This window comes from Arthrobacter sp. SW1 (assembly GCF_001766675.1).
Lineage (GTDB): Bacteria > Actinomycetota > Actinomycetes > Actinomycetales > Micrococcaceae > Arthrobacter.
The window spans coordinates 169454-191882 of sequence record NZ_MJLT01000012.1; the positions used below are offsets into that span (position 1 = coordinate 169454).

The following is a 22429-nucleotide window of genomic DNA, read 5'->3' on the forward strand; positions in this document are numbered from 1 at the left end:
CGGGGAGCGCAGGGCACGCCGGAACCGCCAGGTCCCAGGGCATGGCTGAGCGGGCATGACCGTGCTGGCATGACTGGGCAGGCATGACGGAGCTGGGACGAGGAGGTGAGGTTGACGGCGCCACACACGCAGGGGGCAATCTGCCTGCTATTTTCCCAGACGGGCGATAGCCGCCGCGAATCGCTTCTTGTGATTTAGCCGATACGGTCCAGGCGGTAGCGAAGCGAGGGAAGGCCTTTGCCGTGCCTGTCCTGGGCTGCCGAAAAGTGCCGGTCCACTGTGAAACCGAGCCCTTCCAGGAGCCGGCGGGACGGCAGGTTCGGCTCATAGACGCCCGCGAACACGGTGCGTGCGTTGCGCTCCGTGAACAGCCACTCAACCATGGCCGCCGCTGCTTCACGACCGTAGCCCAGGCCATGGTGATCGGGGTGCAGGACGTAACCCAGCGAAGCGCAGCCGCTTGCGAGCGGGCCAGGTGCCGGCGGCTCGGAGGTGTTCCACGCCCGGATGTTGCCGATGAGCGCACCGCTGTCCCGCAGCGTGATGGCCCAGGACAGGTTGAAGTGTTCGGGCGTGGAGGCAGCCGACCGCTGCAGTTGCTCCTGAAGCCAGGCTTCGGATTGCTCCGCGGAAAACGGGCTGTGTGAGAGGTACCGGGTCGCGTCCGGGTGGCTGCGCAGTTGATGGACGACGGCGGTGTCCCCGCTTTCGAGGAGCCGGAGCCTTAAGCGGCTGCTCAGCAGAGGCGCGGCAAGCTCTGCTGCCGCCCGCTGCGGTGAGTTCCGCAGTGGTGACTCAGGCACCGGCCGGGGCCCGCCGTCGTCGGGGGTTTGCATCAGGAGAGGACGTTGCGGCGGCCTTCAAAGGCGCGGCCCAGCGTGACTTCGTCCGCGTATTCGAGGTCGCCGCCCACGGGCAGGCCTGAGGCGAGGCGGGTGACGGCGATCCCGATCGTCTTCAGCATGCGCGCCAGGTAGGTTGCCGTTGCTTCGCCCTCGAGGTTGGGGTCCGTGGCAATGATGATTTCCTGGATGGCGCCGTCGTTGAGGCGGGTGAGGAGTTCGCGGATGCGCAGCTGTTCCGGGCCGATGCCGGCGATCGGATTGATGGCCCCGCCGAGCACGTGGTAGCGGCCGCGGAAGGAACGCGTGCGTTCGACGGCGAGCACGTCCTTGGATTCTTCGACCACGCAGATGACGGACGGATCGCGGCGCGGGTCGCGGCAGATGTTGCACATCTCCTGCTCGGTAACGTTGCCGCATACCGTGCAGAACTTCACGCGTTCCTTGACGGTGGTGATGGCCGTGACCAGGCGCTTCATGTCCTCGGGGTCGGCCTCAAGGATATGGAAGGCGAGGCGCTGGGCTGATTTCGGCCCGACGCCGGGGAGCCGGCCGAGTTCGTCGATCAGCTCTTGAACTGCACCTTCGTACACAATGTCCTCGTTTAGTCAGTGGTGTTGCTGGATTGCCGGCATGCTGCGGACCGGGCTTTGCGGAACGGGCGGGCGCCCGCCGGCGGCCGGATCAGCGGCGCATCAGGGGAGTGCCGTCGAGGGAACGCTCTTCCAGGAGTCTCCCGCCCAGAATACGCTCGACCGCGGCGCGGCCAAACACCCCGGATTCCTCGATGGTTTCATCGTCCGCGCTGGGGAAGTCTTCCACCATGGTGGCTGTTGCCGTGGCCGCGCGTGCCGGTGCCTGGTTGCGTCCGGCCAAGGCCTCCGGGCTGTTGGACAGCCGCTGGTAGAGGCTCTGTTTCCCAGGGCCGTTGCCGGCGCCGTTGTTCGCACCATTGTTCGCACCGTTGCTCGCGGAGTCCGCCGGAGCGGATGCCGGAACCGTGGCCCAGCCGTTTGCCGGGGCGGCCGGGGCCGGTTGCGATGCTGCGGCCGGCTCCTGCATTGGGGGTGCGGCAGGAACCTGGGCTGCGGCCGGTTCATAGGCGGGCGAAGTAGCCATTGAGGCGCCGGACAAGCCGTTCTGCGGTGCGGAATCCTCTCCCGCAACATGGGTTCCGACGTTGCTGCTGGTACCCACCACCCATGACCCCGGGGACTGCTCCACGGCACGCGACCACGGATCGTCCGAAGCAGCCGCCGGAACTGCCGGTGCAGCCTGTGCGGCCGCTTGGGGCTCAGGTTGGGGCTCGGGACGGGCGGCAGGCGCGGGCGCCGAGGCCGCCGGAGCCGCCGGGGCGGTGGGTGCCGGAGCCGTGTGCGCGGGCGCCACCTGTGCCGGTGCTGCCTGCCAGCCAGCGGCCGACGGCGGCACCCAGTCCATGGGCGGTTCTTCCTCCAAGGGCGGGGCGTCTTCGTCGCGCGGGGGACCCCAGTCGTCGTCGGAGTAGGAATAATCCTCCGCAGCTGGCGCGGGGGATTGCTGTGTCCTGGCTTCGGCGGGAGCCGCTGGAACGGGTGCTTCGGCGGCCGGAGACGGGTGCGAAGGCTGCGCAGTTACCGATGCCGGGGCACCAGCCGCAGGTGCCGGACCAGTGGGCGCCTCGACAGTGGTCACCTGGATAGCGGGCGATGCGGCTTTGGGCCCGCTCGTTGCCGGCGCCAGTCCCCAAGCAGTGTCCACTTCGGAGACGGCGGGCGCTGGCGGAGCCGGTGCGGGCGTGGCCGCGGGAGCCGCCGGCGTGGACGCCGGGGCTTCCGGACTAGCCGGTGCTTTTGGGTTTGGCGCAGAGCTCCCCGAACTGTTGCCGCCGGCCATGGCGGTGATCTGGCAGTCGATGCCGATGGTCTTGTGGATGGCCTGCCGGAGGTTTTCGGCATGGTCTGCCCGGCTGAACGCAGAGGCCAGGCCTTCGGTAGTAAAGGACAGCACCAAGGTTTGTCCGTCGAAACGCGCCACTTGCGCGTTGGCGCCCACCAAGGCCCAGCTGCTGCGCTTGATCTTGGTCAGCGTTTGCAGGATGTCCTGCCAGGCGCGGCGGACGACCTCGACGTCGGCCCCGCCGGAAGGAGCGGACCCGCCCGAAGCGGGCGGCGGGGTGACGGCCGCAGGCGCAGGAGCCGGGGCGGCCGCAGGCGCCGGCGGCTGAACAGCTTGGACCGGAGCTGCCTGGACCGGTGCTGCCTGTGCCGGAACGGACGGCTGCGGGTTCTCCTCGGTGGGCCAGTCGTTGGTCGTGACCCGTGGCGCGGAAATCGGCTTGGGCCGGGCGGGCGCTTCAGCCGAAGGCGACTCGATCACCGGCGCCGCGGCCGCAGGCGCCTCAACGACGGGCGCCGGGGCGGCTTCCGCAGCGGCCGGCACCCGGACGGGCTCCGGCGTCGGGCTGGGAACGGGCGGCTGAACCGGTGCCTGAACTGGCGCCGCCGCAGCGGGAACAGGAGGTACCGCCGCAACGGGAACAGCAGCGCCCGCGGGAACTGCTTCGCCGTAGCTGAGGCGCCGTTCCACACGGTCAATGCGGGCCGCGATGCCGCGTTCGGTCTGCTCGGCACCGGGCAGCAGGATGCGGGCGCACAGCAATTCAAGGTGAAGGCGCGGGGAGGTGGCCCCGGTCATCTCCGTGAGCGCGGTGTTGGTGACGTCCGCGGCGCGGGAGAGCTCGGCGGCGCCGAGGGCGCTGGCCTGGCCCTGCATGCGCGCGATCTGGTCGTCCGGCATGCCGCGCAGGATGGCCTTGGCGCTCTCCGGCATGGCCTGGACGATGATGAGGTCCCGGAAGCGCTCCAACAGGTCTTCGACAAAGCGGCGGGGATCGTGACCGGTCTGGATGACGCGGTCCACGGCGCGGAAGACGGTGGCGGAATCGCCGGCGGCGACGGCCTCCACGACGTCGTCCAGCAGGGAGGCATGCGTGTAACCGAGGAGCGCGACGGCGAGTTCGTAGTCCAGTCCGTTGCTGCCGGCGCCGGCCATGAGCTGGTCCAATACGGACAGGGAGTCGCGGACCGAACCGCCACCGGCACGGATCACCAGCGAGAGCACACCCGGAGCGACCGGCACATTCTCGGCAGCGCAGAGTTGTTCGAGGTACGCCATGAGCGGTTCCGGCGGCACCAGCCGGAACGGGTAATGGTGCGTGCGGGAACGGATGGTGCCGATAACCTTGTCCGGCTCCGTGGTGGCGAAGATGAACTTGATGTGTTCCGGCGGCTCTTCGACGATTTTCAGGAGCGCGTTGAAGCCGGCCGAGGTGACCATGTGGGCTTCGTCGATGATGAAGATCTTGTAGCGGTCCCGCACCGGAGCGAAGGTGGCGCGTTCGCGGAGATCGCGGGCGTCGTCCACACCGCCGTGGCTGGCGGCGTCGATCTCGATGACGTCAAGGGAACCGGAACCGCCGCGGGCCAGTTCAACGCAGCTGTTGCACTTGCCGCAGGGGGTGTCCGTGGGGCCCTCGGCGCAGTTGAGGCAGCGGGCCAGGATGCGGGCCGAGGTGGTTTTGCCGCAGCCGCGCGGGCCGGAGAAAAGGTAGGCGTGGTTGACGCGGTTCTTGCGCAACGCCGTCATGAGCGGCTCAGTGACATGCTCCTGCCCGATAACGTCCGCGAACGAATCCGGGCGGTATCTGCGGTAAAGGGCAGTAGTAACAGTCACAGGGAAAACCTAGCGGTAGGGACTGACATTTAAAGTAAGAGACCCCTCATGCACCCGCCAGAGCCCATCTACCCTTGCTACCTTCCGGTCCTGGGGGAGTTCAACAGGATGACGCCACATGAGGGGCCGCAGACAAGCTTACCCGAACTTTCAGCGGCACTCGAATCCGCCGTCGGGCACTGCGAAGGAACCGGAAGCTAGAGGGAAGCGATCGTCTCCGCCGCGATTCCGAAGGACATGGTCATGCCGATCCCGGAGGTCACGGTGACCACCTTGGTCCGCGGTTCCACGTCCTCCACCAGCAGGGAGGTCAGCGGGCTGCTGGCGTAGACGCCCTGCCAGCGCTGCGTGACCTGCAGCCTGGTGCCCAGGATCCTGCCGATTTCATCCACCAGCCGGGTGGTCCACCATTCGTCCTGGAAGGGCCCTATCGTCTGCCCGTATACGTGGCTGTCGCCCAGGATGAGGCTGCCGTCCGGCCGGCGGGTGAACATCACGTTGGCCACCATGTCAATCAATTCCGGGCTGTGGCCGTAGATTTCCCGCCGCACGGCCTCCGCGCCGGGCATGGCCGTGAAGCCGTCGTAGCGGGTCATCGAGGTGCCGGTCAGCACCGCGGAATCAAGGGTGTACCCGGCCGGCGCAGGGGCCAAGGCCATCTGCAGGGCGCAGCGCTGCACCTGGTAGCGGGCCGCGAGCTCCGGGAAGAGGTGGTCCATGTCGTGCCCCACGCACACCAGCACCTTCTCCGCGTGGAATTCTCCGCGGCTCGTGGAAACGGTCCCGTCCCGGATGTCCCGCACGGAGGTATTCCATTCGATCCCGACGCCGGACTGCTTCTGGAGCCAGTCCGCGATCTCTCCCGCGGTGGTGCGGGGATCGACGCGCAGGTCCGCGGGCAGGTGCGCACCGCCCACGATTGCCGGGTCCGGGGTTCCGCCGAGCACGGAACGGATTTCGCCGGCGGCCAGCAGCTGCACGGCGTCATTGCCGCGCTTGCTGTTCAGTTCCTCCAGCACGGTCTGTTCGGCGGCGCTGCGGGCCACCACGTAGGCGCCGGCCTCGGGAGCCCAGAAGCCCACGGCCTTTGCCGCCGCCAGCCAGCCTTCGCGGGAACGGTAGGCGGTGTCCAGCAGATCGCCGTCCTGGGCCGTGATGCAGCAGTGGCCGAAGTTCCGGATGGACGCCCCGTTGGGCCTCGCGTCACGTTCGATGATGCGCACCGTGTACCCCTTGCGGTGCGCTTCGAAGGCGTGCGCCAGCCCGACGATTCCGGCGCCGACGACGATCAGGTCCGTGCGTCCGGAGGCTTTGCTTGTGTTCATGGTGCGTCCTTTCGTGCTGCGGGATGGGCCCGGGCCGTGGGCGGTCAGCCTAGCGGCCAGGCCTTGATGGAGCTGATCAGTCCGACGAAGCGCTGCTCCACCGGGGTGAGCGGCTGGTCCGCCATGCGGACCAGGGTGACGGGACGACGGCGGGGCGCCGGCTCGATCTTGAGGCGGACCAGTTCTCCGGAGCGGAGGTCCTGGGCCACCACGTGTTCCGAGATGAGGGCCAGGCCCAGGCCTGCCCGGACGGATTCGCGGGCGGCCTCGGCGCTCCAGATGGTCCAGCTGGGTGCGTCCTTGAGTCCCCAGTCGGCCAAGGCCTGATCCTGGTCCAGCCGGGTGGAAGATCCGATTTCGCGGAGCAGGAAGCGTTGCCCCGCCAGGTCCTCCGGGGTGAGCTTGCGCCCGGCCAGGGGATGGGCCCGGCTGGCTGCAAGGATGAGGGCTTCGTCGAAGATTTCCGTGCATTCGAGTTGTTCGTGGTCCACCTGGCCGGCGCAGATGGCCAGGCTGACTTCCCGGTTGATGATCCATTCGGCCACTTTCTCCGCGTTGCCTACCCGCAGTTCCGTGCGCACCGACTCGTTCTCCGCGAGGAAGCGGCTGAGCACCCGGGGGAGCAGGTAGGAGCCGAGCGTGCTGGTCCCGGCCACGGACAGTTTCCGGTCCGCCTGCCCCTGCGCGGCGGCCACGTCGCCGTCCACGGAGTCCATGATGTCCAGGATTCGCCGGGCATGGCCGGCCAGGACCACGCCCGCCGGAGTGAGCGTAGTTCCGGCCGGTCCCCGGTCCAGCAGGTGCGCGGCCAGCGAGGTCTCCAGGCTCCGGACATGGGCCGAGACCGAGGGCTGGCTCATGTACAGGACGCGGGCCGCGGCGGAAATACTTCCGGCCTCCGCGACAGCGATGAAGATCCGCAGGCTTTGGGTGCTCAAATGCATGGGAACAAGCTAACTGACGGGGCCGGCACGGACGGGCGAACCATGGACGGCAGCGCTCAGGCCGGGAAGCTGATGCAGGCCGAACGCCATTCCATGTAGAACTCCCACGTTTCCGGGGAGCATTCGGGTGCGCCGTACTGCGAGAGCTTCGCCCCCATGTGCGGCAGGTGCGGCCACGCACCCACGCCGGGCCGGTTGACGTGGAGCATGCCTGCCTCGAACTCCTGCAAGGCGTCATAGGCGTGGGCCCGGTTGTTGGTGAAGATGGTCCCGGACATCCCGTATTTCACGGAGTTCGAGATTTCCATGGCGTGGCCGAAGTTCTCGGCGTCAATCACCGAAAGGACCGGTCCGAACACTTCTTCCATCGCCAGTTCCGAATCGGGCGCGACGTCCGTCAGGAGGGTCGGCTCCATGAAGTAGCCGTCCGCCAGCACCCCCGCGGTGGCGCGGGAACCACCGGTACGTACGGTGGCGCCGTCGGCCTTGGCTTGTTCGATGGCGGCCAGGCAGGCGTCAAGCCGCTCCTGGTTCACCACCGGCCCGAGCTTGGTGGATTCATCCGTGGGATCGCCGATCCGCAGTTCCTCCATCCGGGCGAGTACCTTGCCCACGAGTTCCTCCCGGACTCGTCGGTCCACCACCACGCGGCTCGTGGCGCTGCAGCGCTGCCCGGCCTGCCCGAAGGCCCCCAGGAGGATGGCGTCGGCAGCGAGGTCGAGATCGGCGTCGGCCAGCACGATCAAGGCATTTTTGCCGCCCAGCTCCAGTTGGGTACGCGCCAGCCGCGGCGCGGCCGCCTTCTGGATGGACAGGCCCACCGGGAGCGAACCGGTGAAGGAAATGCCGCGCACGTCCGGATGCCCGCAGAGGGTTTCGCCGGGCTCCCGGTCGCCGTGGACCAGGTTGAGGACGCCCGCGGGGACGCCGGCTTCGTTGAAGATGTCCACCAGCAGCGCGGAGGTCAGCGGCGCCAGCGGCGAGGGTTTGATGACGGCCGTGCAGCCGGAAAGCAGGGCGGGCGCCATCTTCCAGACCGGAATGGCCAGCGGGAAGTTCCACGGGGTGATGAGCGCGACGACGCCGATCGGCTTGCGCCAGGTCAGCGCCAGGGTGCGCGGTTCGTCGGCGGGGAGGGTGGAGCCGGAGAGTCGGCGGCCCTCGCCCGCCATGTACCGCAGGATGTCGATGGCGCGCTGCGCCTCACCCCGAGATTCGCGCAGGCACTTGCCCTGCTCCCGCGTGACGGCGGCGGCCAGTTCCTCCTTGCGGCGGGACATGATCTCGGCGGCCGCGAACAGGATGTCGCCGCGCTTGATCGAACCCAGGGCCTCCCATTCCTTCCCGGCCTTGGCCGCGGCGCCGATCGCGTCCAGGGCGTCCTGTGCGGTGGAGTCCGGGAAATGCCCCAGCACGTCCTTGGTGTTGGCCGGGTTGACGTTGGCGAAGGTCTTCCCGGCGGAGGACGGACGCCACTGTCCGTCAATGAAGTTCTGGTGCAGTTCGGTGGAGCTCATGCGTTCCTCTGTTCCGGCAGCGGCGTTGCTGCCTCATCGAAAAAAGGGGCGGACGGGTCAGGCGGCGCTGGGCCGTTTGTTCCAGGACGGAAGCAGGATCAGGGCGGCGGCTAGTGCGGCGGCGGCGAAGACGTAGAAGATCACGACGCCGGGGAAGAAGCCCGGGAGCAGCCCGCCAAGGATTGCACCCAGTGAGCCGCAGCCGTTGATGAAGCCGGTGGCGCCGGCGGCGTACTTGGAGGTGCCGAAATCGACGGCTGCTACGCCGGAGATCATGGCGTCCGCGCCGTAAACGGTGAGGCCGACGAAGGACAGCAGCCCGATGAACAGCGGCAGCGAACCTGTAGCGGTGACCGGCTGCCACAGGGCCAGCGCGATCACCAGCAGGCCCAGGCACAGCACACTGGGCGGCACGCGGCGGGCACTGAACAGGGTGTCCGACATCCAGCCGACCACGATCGGGGCAATCAGTCCCGTCAGGCCGAAGGCCACAGGAACCATGACGGCGGTGATCGAATCCAGGTGCGGAAGGGCGTCCAGCACCAGCACCGGCCCCCACAAGAGGATGGCGTAGCGGGCGGGCTTGAGGAGGAAGTACACGATGCCCAGCTTCAACACCATCGCGTCGTGCTTCGCGGCGGCCAGCAGGTCCTTGGCGGAGAAGCGTTCCGCCTTGACTTTGACCACCGGAACAGGTGCGCGGGTATGCGTCCGGACGTACTCGCCGTCGAGCGCTGAGTCATCCTCGTCAATGCCCGGAAGCCCCACCTCCTGCGGGTTGTTGCGCTGGAAGATGGCGAACAGGACCAGCGCCAGGGCGATCGTTGCGGTGCCTGCGAAGAAGGCCCAGCGCCAGCTGTCGAAGATCGAGTAAGCGATCCAGCCTGTGAACGGCGTGGCCACCAGGCCGCCGAACGCGTAGCTGGTGGAAAACAGGCCCATGGCCCGGCCGCGCCGCTTGATGGTGAAGAAGGACGCAATGTTCTTGCACAGGCCGGACCAGCCCGTGGACTGGGCCAGGCCCTGGACGATCATCAACGGGACGAACAGCCACACGGCCGGGGCGATGCCCATGAACAGAGCCGCGACGCCGGCCATCACCATGCCGCCCGCCACCACGATCCGGGTACCGAAGCGTTCGGCCACCGCACCCCAGATGAACTGCCCGACGGCGTACGCGGCCAGGTAGACCGAGTCCAGGACGCCGAGGGTCTGGCGGGAGAGGAACCCTTCCTCGAGGATGCCCACCTTCGCGGCGGAGAAGGCGGATCGGGGGAAGTAGAAGGCGGCGTAGGCCAGCCAGGAGAGGGCGAAGATGCGGATCTGCCACTTGAACAGCTCCTGCCGCTTGGTGGACGTCTTTGTCGCCTGCGGCTGGCCGGGCTGTTGGCCGCTTGAAGTCTGGAGCGTAGAGGTTTCAGTTGAGCCAAAATCGGACATGTCAGCGTCCTTTCGTCATGCAAACCTTGGGGGATTGGTGGGGCCGGCCGGGACCGGCGCCGGTTCCCTCCCGCAGCACTGCGTTGGGGCGGGAGGGAACCGGATGACGCGCTGGTGCTCTGTCTGCTTTCCCTTAGACGGACGCCGCCACGTTTGCCGCCACGTGGCTGGTGGCCACCCAGTAGGCGTCGTAGTTGTGCAGCACGGCCTGTTCCCCGTTGGGGCCGTGGCTCGCGGTGTCTTCCGGGGCCCCCAGCACCCGGTTGACGAAGAACGGGATGGCCAGTTCGCCCAGGCCGCCATGGGAGCGCAGCGGCACTTCCAGGTTGCCGAGGTCATGCCAGGCGGCGTAGCGGCCCAGCGCTGTGTGCTTGTCGGAGAGGACCGTGATGTCGCCCATCCGGTCCAGCGGCATGGCGAACAGTTCCGCCGCGTTTTCCGAGGTGTCCACGTAGGAAATTCCGTCGCGGCCGCGCAGCGTCGCGAGGACGGCGTCGCGGTCGGCGCCCGCCGGCAGGTACACGTTCGCGAACGAACCCAGGGCCCCGTGGTGGACCGTGTACGGATCGGTGATCGGCAGGATCACCCGGCTGCCGCCGTCGGGGGTATCTCCGCCGACGCCGAGCACCTTGTTCACCTCTTCCTCGAGGTAGATGACGCGCGGGGTTCCGTCCTCGTGGTGCTTGGGGCTCATGCCGTGGTCCGCCGTGATGACCACGACGGCGCCCAGCGCGTCCAGCTGCGATGCGTAGTTGTCGATCATCGCGTAGAAGTCGTTGGCCACCTCGGTGCCGGGGGCATTCTTGTGCTGGATGTAGTCCGTGAGGGTCAGGTACATGACGTCCGGTGCCTGCTGCTGCAGGAGCTTGACGCCGGCCGCCAGCACGAATTCGCTCAGCTCGGCCGAATACACTCCGGGCAACTCCATGCCCACCAGCTCCAGGACGTTCCCGATGCCGTTCTCCTCGACCGTGGCGGTGTCCGCCTTTTCCGCCGAGAAGCAGATGCCCCTGTTGGCCGGTTCCACCAGTTCCCCGGACCCTGCCGGGTCCAGCCCGGGCTGGGTGATGCCGGTGGCCAGCAGCCTGCGCAGCTTGTCCTTGGCGGTCACGACGGCGACACTCAGCCCCGCGGCGGCTGCCGCGGAGAAGACGGTGGGAACCCGCAGGAACTTGGGGTCGTTCATGAGGACTTCCTCGCCGGTGGCGGGGTCCAGGATGTAGTTGCCGCAGATGCCGTGGACGGCCGGCGGTCGGCCCGTGGCGATGGACATGTTGTTGGGGTTGGTGAGCGTGGGGATGGCGCAGTGCGCATCCCAGGACGTGCCCTTCGACGCGACGATCTCCTTGAGCCAGGGCATCCGGCCGGCGGCGATGGCGAGCTCATGGTAGGCCGGTTCGCTGCCGTCGATGCAGATCACCACCACCGGGGTTCCTTGGTGCACGTACTGCCGGCCGTTGACTGAGAACGTTGTCTGGGGCATGGGAACTCCTCTGCTGAATGCCTTGCTGCTTGCTGTGCCTCAAGCTTCGTCCGGCGGCCTCTGCCGACAGAAGACACCAATCCGCTATGCGGGGTATCAGTGCTGGTTATGGCCTTGACCGGTTGGCTTGGGCCGGTTGGCTTGGGCGGTGCTTTGCGCGGCACGGATCAGCCCTGCGAGGTCCGACGGAAAGACGGGCACCCGGGCTGCCTCGACCTCGGCCAGGGACCACCAACGGCTGCCCTTGAGCGATGCCTGTTCCGCCGTCGTCAGCGAGACCTCCTGAACGGCAGAGTCTGGCGCGGTGGCGTGGAAGAAGGTGTCCCGCTGGAGGGTGCGGACGCCGCGGAAGGTGAGGATGAATTCGGAGGTTCCCAGCGGCCCGTGGACGGCGTCGACGGCGAGCCCGGTTTCTTCGAGAAGTTCGCGCCGGGCTGCGTCCGCGGGATTTTCGCCGTCCTCGACGCCGCCGCCCGGAGTGATCCACCAGCTGCCCTTCCCGGGGTCCGCCGGGTCTGAATCTTCCATGAGGAGCACGCGGTTGGCGGCGTCGAAGAGCAGCACGCGGCCGCCCAGGCGCAGGGGCAGTTCAGGGGTGGCGTCGTTGCCGGGAAAAACCATCCCGGCAGTTTGCCAGCTTGTTCCGGGCCCGTGAAGGAGTGTCCACAGGGTGGCTGCCTACCGCCACCCGTTCACAGGCCAGGTCATGAATGCCGGCTCCTCATAGGGGTGGGCCGCGCGCAGGGCGCGGATGACGCCGTCGAGCACGTCTTCCTCAACCACGCACTCGACCCTGAGCTCGGGCACCTGCTCAGCTTCGCCGACAGCGCCGATGAACGGCTCGGCGCCGGGCAGGGGAGTGAAGCGTCCGGTGCCGGGCGTGGTGAAAGCGCAATGGCTGTAGTCGCCGAGGCGCCCGGCGCCGGCGTCGCCGATTGCGGCGATCAGCTGTTCGCTGTGTTCAAGGGGAACGTAAACCACCAAGGCATGCAGCTGGCTCATGTCACCATCCTGCCAGCGGTCCGGCTACTGGCGGCGATGGCCGTCAAAAACAGGTCAAAGGATGGTTTCTAATTTCCATTGCCAAACCGGGAATCACAGCGGAACATGGGTATGTACACCGACTGGGGGAATCTGCAGGATTGTGAGGCGTAGGGCCTGATGGGGAGGCCGGACCCGGCGTCTCAACGGAGTGCCGTAGGAATGGACGCATTGGGGGCGTCCATTTTTTCGTTAACGCGGAAAGCCGCCCGGAGGGCCGCCCCGGCACCCCGATTGGGACTTGCCGGAAATCTCGGGTACAGTAGGACCTGCTTTTGATTCAAAAGCATTGGAGAATTCGCCTAGCGGCCTATGGCGCACGCCTGGAACGCGTGTTGGGTTAACAGCCCTCGGGGGTTCAAATCCCCCATTCTCCGCGTTACGGCCCCGGACCTTCCTGAAGGTCCGGGGCCTTTTGCGTTCCCGGGCAGCCGGGCGCGCGCCCGACTTCGTTTCCGTCCTGACCTTCTTTGCCCGGATGTGCCTGCTGGCTGTGCTGACGTTCCGCGGTTCCGGACTCCGGCCCGGGCTCAAAGAAGGTCAGGAAGGGCGGGGCACGCCGGGCTGGCCCGGCGCCCAAACCGACAATGCGCCGCCCCGCTCAACTCCGCCCCGCTCAGCTCCGCGCTGCGGCCACGCGTTCCAGCACTTCGCGGCAGGCGAGGATAGCCGGGTGGATGCGCCCGGCCTTGCGCGTGGACGTGAAGATGGTGCGGTGCGGAAGCTCGGGCAGGTCCAGCAACTGCACGGACTTTTCGCGCCCGGTCCACACGAGGTCCGGCATGAGTGCGACGGCGTTGCCGGATTCGATGAGCCGAATCTGGGCTTGGAGATCCGCGGTTTCATAGCGGACGTCTGGCTCAAAGCCCGCGGAACGGCAGGCCTGCTCCGCCCAATGCCGGGACGCCGCGCCGTGCGGTTCCATCACCCAGGGCATCGACGCGGTCTCGGCCAGTGAAGTAATCGCCTCGCCGCCAAGACCCAGCGGCGGGGTGGCCAGCCGGATCGCATCGCTGGTCAACGTCGCACGGTCCAGCCCGGCGTGATGCGGTGCGGCGTGGCCGGGGTACTGCTCCGCCACCACGATGTCGAAGTCCCGCGCCCAGGTTTCGTACAGCGCGGTTTCGGGCTCGCGCTGGGTCATCTCCACGCGCACTTCCGGGTACTCGGCGCGCATCGACGTCAGGAAGTCCGGCATGAGCGCCAGTGCCGCCGACTGGAAGACCGCCAGCCGCACCGTGCCCGTCACTGAGGACAGCGACGCCGCCAGGTCCGTTTCCGCCCGCTCCAGGATGGCGAGCAGGGAAGCGGCGTGCTCCACCAGGATTTCGGCCTGCGGGGTGAGCTGCACCCGGCGGCCGGACTTCCGCAGCAGTTCCACGCCGGCCTCTTTCTCCAGCAGGGTCAGCTGTTGGGACACCGAGGACGGGCTGTACTTCATGGCGTCAGCCACCTCGGCCAGGGTCCCGCGGATCTTCAATTCATGCAGCAAGCGAAGCCGCCTGACGTCCAGCATGGAACCCTCCAAAAATGCTCGGAATCTCTAACGAATATAGTTCGGAAAAGTTCGCTTTTCCTAACCTGATTGTAGATCCATACTGGTGGAAACGAAGCACCATCCCCTAAGGAAAAACGCGCTATGAGCACACCAATCCGGGAATCCCGCGCCGCTGCCGCAGGCGCCGCAGGAAGCCACGACCTTCCGGACGCCGGACATTTCCAGGAACTCGGCAACGAAGCCACTGCCCTCGTCCGCCACTGGCTCACCGAGGCCTCGAAGATCCCCGTTGACATCTCCGCCCAGCGCCTCGCCGGCGTCCTGAAGGACCCCAACGGCCTGGAATTCACGGTCGGATTCGTCGACGGCGTCATCCGCCCCGAGGATCTCTCCGTCGCCGGCCGCAACCTGGCCAAGCTCGCCCCGAAGGTCCCGGCGTTCCTGCCCTGGTACATGCGCGCCGCCGTGCGTACCGGTGGCATCATGGCCCCGATCCTGCCGCAGGTGGTCATCCCGATTGCCCGCAAGGTGCTTCGTGAAATGGTCGGCCACCTGATTGTCGACGCCACCGACGCCAAGCTCGGCCCCGCCATCGCGAAGATCAAGCAGGACGGCGTCCACCTGAATATCAACCTGCTCGGCGAAGCCGTGCTGGGCGAACACGAAGCCGACCGCCGCCTCGAGGGAACCCTCAAGCTGTTGGCGCGTGACGACGTCGATTACGTCTCCATCAAGGAATCCTCCACGGTGGCCCCGCACCCGCTCTGGGCCTTCGACGAAGCCGTGGACCACGTGGTGGAAAAGCTCACCCCGCTGTACCGCCTGGCTGCCGCCAAGTCCAAGTTCATCAACCTGGACATGGAGGAATACAAGGACCTCAGCCTCACCATGGCTGTGTTCAAGAAGATCCTGGACAAGCCGGAGTTCAAGAACCTCGAAGCCGGCATCGTGCTCCAGGCCTACCTCCCGGACGCACTGGCCGCCATGCAGGAACTGCAGGAATGGGCCGCCGCGCGCCGCGCCAACGGTGGCGCTCCCATCAAGGTCCGCGTGGTCAAGGGCGCCAATCTGCCCATGGAACAGGTCCAGGCCTCCATCCAGGGCTGGCCGCTGGCCACCTGGGGCACCAAGCAGGACTCTGACACCAACTACAAGCGCGTCCTCAACTACGCCCTCACCCCGGAGCGCATCGACGCCGTCCGGATCGGCGTTGCCGGCCACAACCTCTTCGACGTCGCCTTCTCCTGGCTGCTCGCCAAGGAACGCGGCGTCACCCAGGGCATCGAGTTCGAAATGCTCCTCGGCATGGCTACCGGCCAGGCAAGCGCGGTCCGCAAGGACGTCGGCAGCCTCCTCCTCTACACCCCGGTGGTGCACCCGGGTGAGTTCGACGTCGCCATCGCCTACCTGATCCGCCGCCTCGAAGAAGGCGCCAGCCAGGACAACTTCATGTCCGCGGTCTTCGAACTCAGCGAGAACGAGACCCTCTTCGAACGCGAAAAGCAGCGCTTCTTCGCTTCCCTCGCGGAGCTGGACGATTCGGTGCCGGCGCCGAACCGCACGCAGGACCGCACCAAGGCTCCGGTTCCGGCGCCCCGTGAAGGCTTCGTCAACACTCCGGATACGGATCCCGCCCTTCCGGCCAACCTCGCCTGGGGCCGGGCCATCATGGAGCGCGTTCCGGGTTCCACCGTTGGCAACGACGTGGTCGAATCCACGAAGGTCTCCTCGGCCGAGGAACTGGACCGCATCATCGCCACCGCCGTGGACGCCGGAAAGGCCTGGGGTGCCCTGCCCGCCGCCGAGCGCGCCGCCATCCTGCACCGCGCCGGCGACATCCTGGACGCCCGCCGCGCCGAACTCCTCGAGGTCATGGCCTCCGAAACCGGCAAGACCATCGAACAGGGCGATCCGGAAGTCAGCGAAGCTGTCGACTTCGCGCACTACTACGCCGAGCGTGCCAAGGACCTGGAAAAGGTCGACGGCGCCACCTTCGTCCCGGCGAAGCTCACCGTGGTGACCCCGCCGTGGAACTTCCCGGTCGCCATCCCTGCAGGCTCCACCCTCGCGGCACTCGCCGCCGGCTCCGCCGTCGTCATCAAGCCCGCAAAGCAGGCACGCCGCTCCGGTTCCGTCATGGTCGATGCCCTGTGGGAAGCCGGTGTTCCCCGCGAAGTGCTGGCGCTCGTCCAGCTCGAAGAGCGTGATCTCGGCACCCAGCTGGTGTCCCACCCGGACGTGGACCGCGTGATCCTCACCGGCGGCTACGAAACCGCCGAACTGTTCCGCTCCTTCCGCAAGGACCTGCCGCTGCTGGCCGAAACTTCCGGCAAGAACGCGATCATCGTCACCCCGCACGCGGACCTGGACCTCGCGGCCAAGGACGTGGTGCAGTCCGCGTTCGGCCACGCCGGTCAGAAGTGCTCCGCTGCGTCCCTGGTGATCCTGGTGGGCTCCGTGGCGACCTCCAGCCGCTTCCGCAACCAGCTGCTGGACGCCGCCCGCTCACTGAAGGTGGGCTACCCGGACCTGGCCACCACCCAGATGGGCCCGATCATCGAGCCGGCCAAGGGCAAGCTGCTCCACGCCCTGACCACCTTGGGCGACGGCGAAAGCTGGGCCATCAAGCCGGAGAAGCTGGACGAAACCGGCCGGCTGTGGTCCCCGGGCATCCGCTACGGCGTGAAGCGCGGTTCCTACTTCCACCTCACCGAGTTCTTCGGTCCCGTGCTCGGCGTGATGACCGCGGCCACTCTCGAGGAGGCCATCGCCATCCAGAACGAGATCGAATACGGCCTCACCGCGGGCCTGCACTCCCTGGACTCCGAGGAGATCGGCACCTGGCTGGAAACCATCCAGGCCGGCAACCTGTACGTCAACCGCGGCATCACCGGCGCGATCGTGCAGCGCCAGCCCTTCGGCGGCTGGAAGAAGTCGGCCGTGGGCGCCGGTACCAAGGCCGGCGGCCCGAACTACCTGATCGGCCTGGGCAGCTGGGTTCCGGCCGAGCCGTCCGCCAAGCCCGGTGCCACCCTGAATGGCCCGGCCGCGTCGATCCTCGCCGCAGCCAAGACGGCCGTCAGCCCTGAGGAAGCGGCCGCCCTGCAGCAGGCCCTCTACAGCGACGCCGCCGCCTGGGCGGAAGAATTCGGCACCGCCAAGGACGTCTCCGGACTCAGCGCCGAACGCAACGTCTTCCGCTACCGGGCCCTCCCGGTGACCGTCCGCCTCTCCGAAGGTGCGCCGCTCGCGGAGTTGCTCCGCGTGGTGGCCGCAGGCGCGGTGGCCGGATCGGCACTCACGGTGTCCTCCGCCGTCGTGCTTCCGGACGCAGTGGTGGCCGCCTTCGCCGAGGCGGGTGTCATCGCCCGGATCGAGAACGACGCCGAATGGCTGGCGTCGGCGGCGCGGATCAACGGCGGACGCATCCGCCTGATCGGCGGGGATTACACCGCCCTGGCCGAGGCCACCGGCGGACGGCCCGACGTCGCGGTCTACCACGGCCAGGTCACTCCGGCCGGCCGGATCGAGATGCTGCCCTTCCTGCACGAGCAGGCTGTCAGCATCACCGCACACCGCTTCGGAACCCCGAACCACCTCTCGGATGCCCTGATCTAGCGGTCCGCGAAGGAGCCCGGCGCTATGCAGCGCCGGGCTCCTTGTTTTAAGCGGCGTAGCCGAGGCGCCGGAGCCGTTCCCGGGCGGCCTTTTCGCTGGAACTTTGCCGCCCCAGCCCCAAGCGGACGACGGCGAGCACGGCTTTTGCGGGCAGAACCGTTGGCAGGGGGAGGGGACCAAGGTGCGGCTTCCGCAGGCCCAGCAGCTCCCGGTACCGCGGCTCCAGGCTGGCGACCGCGGCGTTGAAGAGGATCCGGTAGCCGGGACGCAGCGACGGCGCGAGGGGAGGCCTGCGGATGAATTCCACGGTTTCACGGAGCCGGGCGTCGGCGCGCAACTCGCCCGAGGCGTACCAGCGGTCCATCTTCTCCCGGACCTCCGCCTCCGTGACCGGCGGATCAACCACTCCCATCAGCCGCCCTGCCTGGGCCCATTCGCGCACGTAGGCATCCGGCCCGCCCGGGATGGGCCCGCCCCAGATGCGGTGCACGGCGACGAAGGAATCGGCGTAGGCGGCATGCACCCAGCCGAGTAGATGCGGGTCCAGCGCGGAGTACGGGCGTTCTTCGCCGTCATTTCCCGCGTATGTTCCGTGCACCGTTTCGTGGATCCGGCGCACCTGCGCCGTCGCGTTCCGGGCGGCTTCACGGGATCCGTAGCTCACCGTGAAGATCCAGCGGATGGTACCCGCCAGGCGGCCCAGGGGATCCTGCTGGAACGCCGAATGGTCGTAGACTCCGGCCAGCGCCCCCGGGTGCAGCGACTGCATGAGCAGCACCCGGATGCCGGAAATGATGGTGGCCACGGAGCCGTGCACCGCCCAGACCGCGGACCCTGGCAGATGGTAGCCCGGGTCCTCGCCCTCGGCGAGCTCCAGGACCCAATCGGGGACGCCCTGCGGGTTGCCCGTGAAGGTGCTCCGCAGCTCTCCCTGCCACTTTCGGATGACGCTGAGCATCTTCCATTCTGTGCGCGGGGGCGGGGGTGGCGTAAAGGGCTATGTGCTCCGGCTCAGTGCCGCGAGTTCCTGGAGCCGCTGGTGCGAGACGCTGCCTGCTTCGGTTGTCCAAAGGGTCAACTGCTGTTCGGGATCTCCGGAATAGCGGAAGGAATCCCAACTGAAGGTGATCTCGCCGACCAGCGGGTGTTGCAGGGTCTTGGTGCCGAAAGTCTGCTGAGCCACGTGCCGCGCGGCCCACCACTGCCGGAACCTGGCGTCGCTGATGGACAGATCGCCCACGAGGGTAGCCAGTGCGGGGTCCGTGGGGTTGCCGGCCGTATCCATCCGGAGGATCGCCACACACGTCCGCGCCACGGACTCCCAGTCGGCGTAGAGGGTGCGCATTGCCGGGTCGGTGAAGACCATCCGGACGTAATTCCGCCGTTCCGCAGGAATGGCAGAGAAATCCGTGATGAGCGCTGCGGCCAGCGGGTTCCACGCGAGGACGTCCAGCCGCGGGCCGAACACGACGGCGGGAATATCGGTGAGCTGCTCAACCAGCCGGCGGAGCTGCGGCCGGGCCTGCGGATGCCTGGGCCGGCGGGCAGGCTGCCGGGCGGACTCCGCCAGCAGGCTTTCCAGGTATGCGCCTTGTTCCCGGTCCAGCCGGAGTGCCCGGAGCAGCCCTGCGAGGACCGGCGTGGTGGGTGCCAGGCGTCCTTGTTCCACGCGGGTGTAGTAGTCCGTGCTGATGGCCGCAAGCCGGGCAACTTCCTCGCGGCGCAGCCCTTTGACGCGTCGGGGGCCGAAGTCGAAAACCGGCAGCCCGACGTCCTCGGGAGTCAGTTCGCTGCGGCGGGTCTTCAGGAAATCGCCGAGTTCGCGCAAGTGGGGGGCTTTGGTGGTCACCGTTTCACTGTAGGTGGGTGCCGGGGCTTCTGCATGGGAAGGATCTTTCCCAGGATCAAACCCTCTCTTTTTGCTGTCGCACAAGACCGGCAGTGTGGAAGGCAAGGGGCGGCCGGCCAGCCGCTTGCCGAACGAAACCCCCGCCGAAAACAACACCAGGAGATGGAACCAGGCATGAAGACCGATGTGCGCTTCCGCAGCAATGGCGTGACTGTTGCTGCCCACCTGTACACCCCGGACAACACGTCCGGCGAGCAACTGCCGGCGATCGTCGTCGGTCATCCCACCACCGGGGTCAAGGAACAGACCGCCGCGATCTACGCTGAACGGCTAGCCAAGGAAGGGTTCATCACCTTGGCCTTTGACGCCGCCTACCAAGGAGAGAGCGAAGGATTTCCCCGCGGGCTGGAAGACCCGGACCAGCGTGCCGATGATTTCCGCAACGCGGTGTCCTACCTCAGCACCCGCGGGGACGTCGATCCCGGACGGATCGGTGCCGTAGGCATCTGCGGTTCGGGTGGTTACCTTGCCTATGCAGCCCAGACGGACCGCCGGATGAAGGCTGTGGCAACCGTTGTTGGCGCCGATGTGCCGCAGTGGATCAAGGCCGCCGGAGACGAAGCCTTTGAGCAATTGATTGAAGGCGCCGGCGCCGCCCGCACTGCCGAAGCCGCCGGCGAAGAAGTCCCGATGCTGCCGATGGTCCTCTTCGAAATCGATGAGAGCACCCCACCGGCGCTGGCTGAATTCCACGACTACTACCGGACTCCGCGGGCCCACCACGAACGCTCCACCGGCTACATTGCCCTGCGCAGCGTGGACAAGCTGGCCCAGTTCGAGCCCTTCGCCCGGGTGGAGCGGATTGCCCCGCGTCCGCTGCTGATGGTTTCCGGCAGTGAGGCCCTGACCTTGCCGATCAGCCAGGACGCCGTCTCCCGTGCAGGTGGCAGCGCGGAACTCTTCGTGGTGGACGGCGCTACCCACGTGGACTTCTACGACAAGGAAGAAGCAGTCGCACCGGCCGTCGGCAAGCTTGCCGGTTTCTTCACCAGGAACCTCGCAACAGCCTGACCCAGGGCACTTAACCCAAGGTGGCCGCGGCACTCCTGCCGCGGCCACCTTTGTGTCCGGAAGGTGCGTGTCCGGAGACTAAGCCGCTGGCACTTCGGCCGGCGTCCGGCGTCGGCGGTTCGGTGACGCTGCCACCAGCAGCGCCGCGATCGCGACGGCGGCACTCAGGATCAGTCCCGGCCGGTACTGCTCCAGCATTCCGGCCGCGTCCGCCGGGGCGGTGTGGCCGTGACCGCTGACGATCGCGGTGGTCACCGCGAGGACCAGGGCTGCGCCCACCTGGGTGCTGGTCTGGATGAGGCCGGCGGCCAGGCCCTGCTCCGAATCGCGGATGCCGGCGGTGGCCTGGACGTTGATGGACGGGAACGCCAGGGCGAAGCCGATGCCCAGCAGGATGATGGAGGGCAGGATGTCCAGGACGTAGTTGGGCGTGGTGCCCACCCGCAGGAACAGGACGTACCCCAGCCCCAGCGACACCAGGCCCGTGAGGATGAGCGTGGTGGCGCCGAACTTCTCGATCAGCCGGTCCGCAAACGGGGCGCTGGTGGCGACGATCAGGCCGGCGGGAAGCAGTGCCAGGGCCATCCCGAGCGGCGACCAGCCAAGCACCGACTGCAGGAACAGGGTGACGATGAACTGGAAGCTCAGGTAGGAGCCGAACAGGCCGATCGCGCTCAGGTTGGCCTTGGCCACCCACCCTTCGCGGAGGATGCCGAAGCGGATCAGCGGGTGCTTGACCTTGTTTTCGATGATGGCGAAGGCGGCCAGCACCGCTGCGGAGACTGCGAACCCGGCGATTGTTGCCACAGATCCCCAGCCCTTTTCCGGAGCGGATACCAAGGTGTAGACAAGCCCGAGCATGCCCAGGGCGAGCGTCACCGCGCCCCAGATGTCGTGCCCGCTGTTCTCCGCCGTCGGCTTGTCCTTGGGGATGTAGCGCAGGCCGAGAAGGACGACGGCGACGGCGACAGGAACCGAGACGAGGAAGGTCCAGCGCCAGCTGAGGCTGGTCATGAGGCCGCCGACGACGAGGCCCAGGGAGAAGCCGCTGGCGCCGAAGGTGGTGAAGATGGACAGTGCTTTGTTGCGTTCGCGGCCTTCCGCGAAGTTCGTGGTGATGATCGAGAAACCGGTGGGTGCGGTGAAGGCGGCTGCCAGGCCCTTGATGAAGCGGGTGGCGATCAGGATGGCGGGATCGTCCACAAGCCCGCCCACCAGGGATGCGGCGGCGAACACGCTGAGCGCGATGAGGAAGATCTTGCGGCGGCCCAGGAGGTCCGCGAGGCGGCCGCCGAGGAGCAGCAGGCTTCCGTAGCCCAGGACGTAGGCAGAGACGATCCACTGGAGCGAGTCGGTGCCCAGCCCCAGTTCCTGTCCGATGGACGGAAGGGCGACGCCCACCATGGAAACGTCCAGGCCGTCGAGGGCCAGGACCGTGCACACCACCATCAGGAGGAGCCACTGGGCGCGGGTCCAGCGGACGGCATTTGCGAGTGTTGAGGCAGAGCTTTCGAGGGTGTTCGTCGAAGTCATGGCATCAATGTATATGACACGTCATTGAATGACAAGGAATATTATGACGTGGCATTTAAAGCCGGATTGCACTAAGATCGGGGCATGGCAACGACAGACCGCCAGCTGGTTGAGCAATGGCGCAGCATCCAGGACGCGTACTTCCGCACATCCTGCGCCTTGGACCGCGCGCTTGAGGCCAAGTTCGACATCGGCCTGAATGAATTCGAAATCCTGGACCTCGTGGCGGAGGACACCGACACCAACGCCTGCCGCATGAAGGCCCTGGGGGAGCGGACCCCCATGACGCAAAGCGCCGTCTCCAAAGTGGTGGACCGCCTCGAAAAAGCCGGCCTCCTGGCCCGCCATTCCTGCCCCGAAGACCGCCGCTCCCTGTACCTCGAACTGACCGAGGCCGGCCGCACCCTGCACCGGCAGGCCGCCGTCGAACACCGGGCCCTGCTCAAGGAAAACCTCAACCTCAGCTGACGCCGTCTTCCAGGGGTTCCTTTTCGCCTTCGATGACGCCAGAATGAACCGTGAGCGCCCTGAGGGGAGGGCGTCAGGCTCGGGGA

At 67.4% G+C, this 22429-nt stretch carries 17 protein-coding genes, 1 tRNA gene and 1 other RNA gene; 4 read left to right on the forward strand and 15 right to left on the reverse strand.

Going from position 1 to position 22429, the window contains the following annotated elements:
- Positions 1-194: 194 nt before the first annotated feature.
- From BIU82_RS08185 to BIU82_RS08235, 11 genes are all read right to left on the reverse strand, one after another.
- Complete coding sequence (locus BIU82_RS08185; RefSeq protein ID WP_070348967.1) at positions 195-836, reverse strand: GNAT family N-acetyltransferase; 642 nt, start codon at positions 834-836, stop codon at positions 195-197.
- Positions 836-1435, reverse strand: a complete 600-nt coding sequence (gene recR / locus BIU82_RS08190; RefSeq protein ID WP_070348968.1) for a recombination mediator RecR — start codon at positions 1433-1435, stop codon at positions 836-838. The genes BIU82_RS08185 and recR overlap by 1 nt, the downstream gene beginning before the upstream one ends.
- Before the next feature lie 91 nt (positions 1436-1526).
- Positions 1527-4556, reverse strand: a complete 3030-nt coding sequence (locus tag BIU82_RS08195; RefSeq protein ID WP_074466417.1) for a DNA polymerase III subunit gamma and tau — start codon at positions 4554-4556, stop codon at positions 1527-1529.
- Positions 4557-4590: 34 nt separating this feature from the next.
- Positions 4591-4687: signal recognition particle sRNA small type (gene ffs, locus BIU82_RS08200), an RNA gene on the reverse strand.
- A gap of 66 nt (positions 4688-4753) precedes the next feature.
- A complete protein-coding gene (locus BIU82_RS08205) occupies positions 4754-5881 on the reverse strand; it encodes a TIGR03364 family FAD-dependent oxidoreductase (protein ID WP_070348970.1) in 1128 nt (375 codons plus the stop codon).
- A gap of 44 nt (positions 5882-5925) precedes the next feature.
- Positions 5926-6825, reverse strand: a complete 900-nt coding sequence (locus BIU82_RS08210) for a LysR family transcriptional regulator (protein WP_070348971.1) — start codon at positions 6823-6825, stop codon at positions 5926-5928.
- 56 nt (positions 6826-6881) lie between these two features.
- Complete coding sequence (locus BIU82_RS08215; RefSeq protein ID WP_070348972.1) at positions 6882-8342, reverse strand: aldehyde dehydrogenase family protein; 1461 nt, start codon at positions 8340-8342, stop codon at positions 6882-6884.
- Positions 8343-8399: 57 nt separating this feature from the next.
- Complete coding sequence (locus BIU82_RS08220; RefSeq protein WP_083292248.1) at positions 8400-9782, reverse strand: MFS transporter; 1383 nt, start codon at positions 9780-9782, stop codon at positions 8400-8402.
- Positions 9783-9915: 133 nt separating this feature from the next.
- On the reverse strand, positions 9916-11265 hold the full coding sequence (gene phnA, locus BIU82_RS08225) for a phosphonoacetate hydrolase (RefSeq protein ID WP_070348973.1): 1350 nt from the start codon (positions 11263-11265) through the stop codon (positions 9916-9918).
- 96 nt (positions 11266-11361) lie between these two features.
- A complete protein-coding gene (locus tag BIU82_RS08230) occupies positions 11362-11886 on the reverse strand; it encodes an NUDIX domain-containing protein (RefSeq protein ID WP_070348974.1) in 525 nt (174 codons plus the stop codon).
- 57 nt (positions 11887-11943) lie between these two features.
- Positions 11944-12267 carry a hypothetical protein gene (locus tag BIU82_RS08235; RefSeq protein WP_070348975.1) on the reverse strand — a complete coding sequence of 108 codons (324 nt, stop codon included), beginning with the start codon at positions 12265-12267 and terminating at the stop codon, positions 11944-11946.
- Positions 12268-12597: 330 nt separating this feature from the next.
- Here BIU82_RS08235 and BIU82_RS08240 point away from each other — a divergent pair.
- Positions 12598-12683, forward strand: a tRNA-Ser gene (locus tag BIU82_RS08240).
- Positions 12684-12922: 239 nt separating this feature from the next.
- Here BIU82_RS08240 and BIU82_RS08245 read toward each other — a convergent pair.
- Positions 12923-13822, reverse strand: a complete 900-nt coding sequence (locus BIU82_RS08245) for a LysR substrate-binding domain-containing protein (protein ID WP_070348976.1) — start codon at positions 13820-13822, stop codon at positions 12923-12925.
- Positions 13823-13945: 123 nt separating this feature from the next.
- Between BIU82_RS08245 and BIU82_RS08250 the strand changes: the two genes are divergently transcribed.
- Positions 13946-17422: a bifunctional proline dehydrogenase/L-glutamate gamma-semialdehyde dehydrogenase gene (locus BIU82_RS08250; RefSeq protein ID WP_083292249.1), complete on the forward strand. Its 3477-nt coding sequence runs from the start codon at positions 13946-13948 to the stop codon at positions 17420-17422.
- A 46-nt stretch (positions 17423-17468) separates the two neighbouring features.
- Here BIU82_RS08250 and BIU82_RS08255 read toward each other — a convergent pair whose 3' ends face one another.
- Together BIU82_RS08255 and BIU82_RS08260 are read right to left on the reverse strand one after the other, a co-directional pair.
- Positions 17469-18380 (reverse strand): oxygenase MpaB family protein, encoded by a 912-nt coding sequence (locus BIU82_RS08255; RefSeq protein WP_070348977.1) that lies wholly within the window; start codon positions 18378-18380, stop codon positions 17469-17471.
- Between the two features lie 39 nt (positions 18381-18419).
- On the reverse strand, positions 18420-19271 hold the full coding sequence (locus BIU82_RS08260) for a helix-turn-helix transcriptional regulator (RefSeq protein WP_070348978.1): 852 nt from the start codon (positions 19269-19271) through the stop codon (positions 18420-18422).
- Positions 19272-19445: 174 nt separating this feature from the next.
- Here BIU82_RS08260 and BIU82_RS08265 point away from each other — a divergent pair, with 174 nt between their 5' ends.
- Positions 19446-20342 carry an alpha/beta hydrolase gene (locus tag BIU82_RS08265; RefSeq protein ID WP_070348979.1) on the forward strand — a complete coding sequence of 299 codons (897 nt, stop codon included), beginning with the start codon at positions 19446-19448 and terminating at the stop codon, positions 20340-20342.
- A 78-nt stretch (positions 20343-20420) separates the two neighbouring features.
- On the opposite strand, the gene BIU82_RS08270 is transcribed toward BIU82_RS08265, so the two are convergent.
- Positions 20421-21875 (reverse strand): MFS transporter, encoded by a 1455-nt coding sequence (locus BIU82_RS08270; RefSeq protein WP_070348980.1) that lies wholly within the window; start codon positions 21873-21875, stop codon positions 20421-20423.
- Positions 21876-21959: 84 nt separating this feature from the next.
- Between BIU82_RS08270 and BIU82_RS08275 the strand changes: the two genes are divergently transcribed.
- On the forward strand, positions 21960-22343 hold the full coding sequence (locus BIU82_RS08275; protein ID WP_070348981.1) for a MarR family transcriptional regulator: 384 nt from the start codon (positions 21960-21962) through the stop codon (positions 22341-22343).
- The last annotated feature ends 86 nt before the right edge of the window (positions 22344-22429 follow it).

Bases quoted from the DNA above. Each gene is read 5' to 3' on its own strand.
- BIU82_RS08185 (WP_070348967.1), bottom strand. From the start codon at position 836: ATGCAAACCCCCGACGACGGCGGGCCCCGGCCGGTGCCTGAGTCACCA.
- BIU82_RS08205 (WP_070348970.1), bottom strand. From the start codon at position 5,881: ATGAACACAAGCAAAGCCTCCGGACGCACGGACCTGATCGTCGTCGGC.
- BIU82_RS08210 (WP_070348971.1), bottom strand. From the start codon at position 6,825: ATGCATTTGAGCACCCAAAGCCTGCGGATCTTCATCGCTGTCGCGGAG.
- BIU82_RS08215 (WP_070348972.1), bottom strand. From the start codon at position 8,342: ATGAGCTCCACCGAACTGCACCAGAACTTCATTGACGGACAGTGGCGT.
- BIU82_RS08220 (WP_083292248.1), bottom strand. From the start codon at position 9,782: ATGTCCGATTTTGGCTCAACTGAAACCTCTACGCTCCAGACTTCAAGC.
- phnA (WP_070348973.1), bottom strand. From the start codon at position 11,265: ATGCCCCAGACAACGTTCTCAGTCAACGGCCGGCAGTACGTGCACCAA.
- BIU82_RS08230 (WP_070348974.1), bottom strand. From the start codon at position 11,886: ATGGTTTTTCCCGGCAACGACGCCACCCCTGAACTGCCCCTGCGCCTG.
- BIU82_RS08235 (WP_070348975.1), bottom strand. From the start codon at position 12,267: ATGAGCCAGCTGCATGCCTTGGTGGTTTACGTTCCCCTTGAACACAGC.
- BIU82_RS08245 (WP_070348976.1), bottom strand. From the start codon at position 13,822: ATGCTGGACGTCAGGCGGCTTCGCTTGCTGCATGAATTGAAGATCCGC.
- BIU82_RS08250 (WP_083292249.1), top strand. From the start codon at position 13,946: ATGAGCACACCAATCCGGGAATCCCGCGCCGCTGCCGCAGGCGCCGCA.
- BIU82_RS08255 (WP_070348977.1), bottom strand. From the start codon at position 18,380: ATGCTCAGCGTCATCCGAAAGTGGCAGGGAGAGCTGCGGAGCACCTTC.
- BIU82_RS08265 (WP_070348979.1), top strand. From the start codon at position 19,446: ATGAAGACCGATGTGCGCTTCCGCAGCAATGGCGTGACTGTTGCTGCC.
- BIU82_RS08270 (WP_070348980.1), bottom strand. From the start codon at position 21,875: ATGACTTCGACGAACACCCTCGAAAGCTCTGCCTCAACACTCGCAAAT.
- BIU82_RS08275 (WP_070348981.1), top strand. From the start codon at position 21,960: ATGGCAACGACAGACCGCCAGCTGGTTGAGCAATGGCGCAGCATCCAG.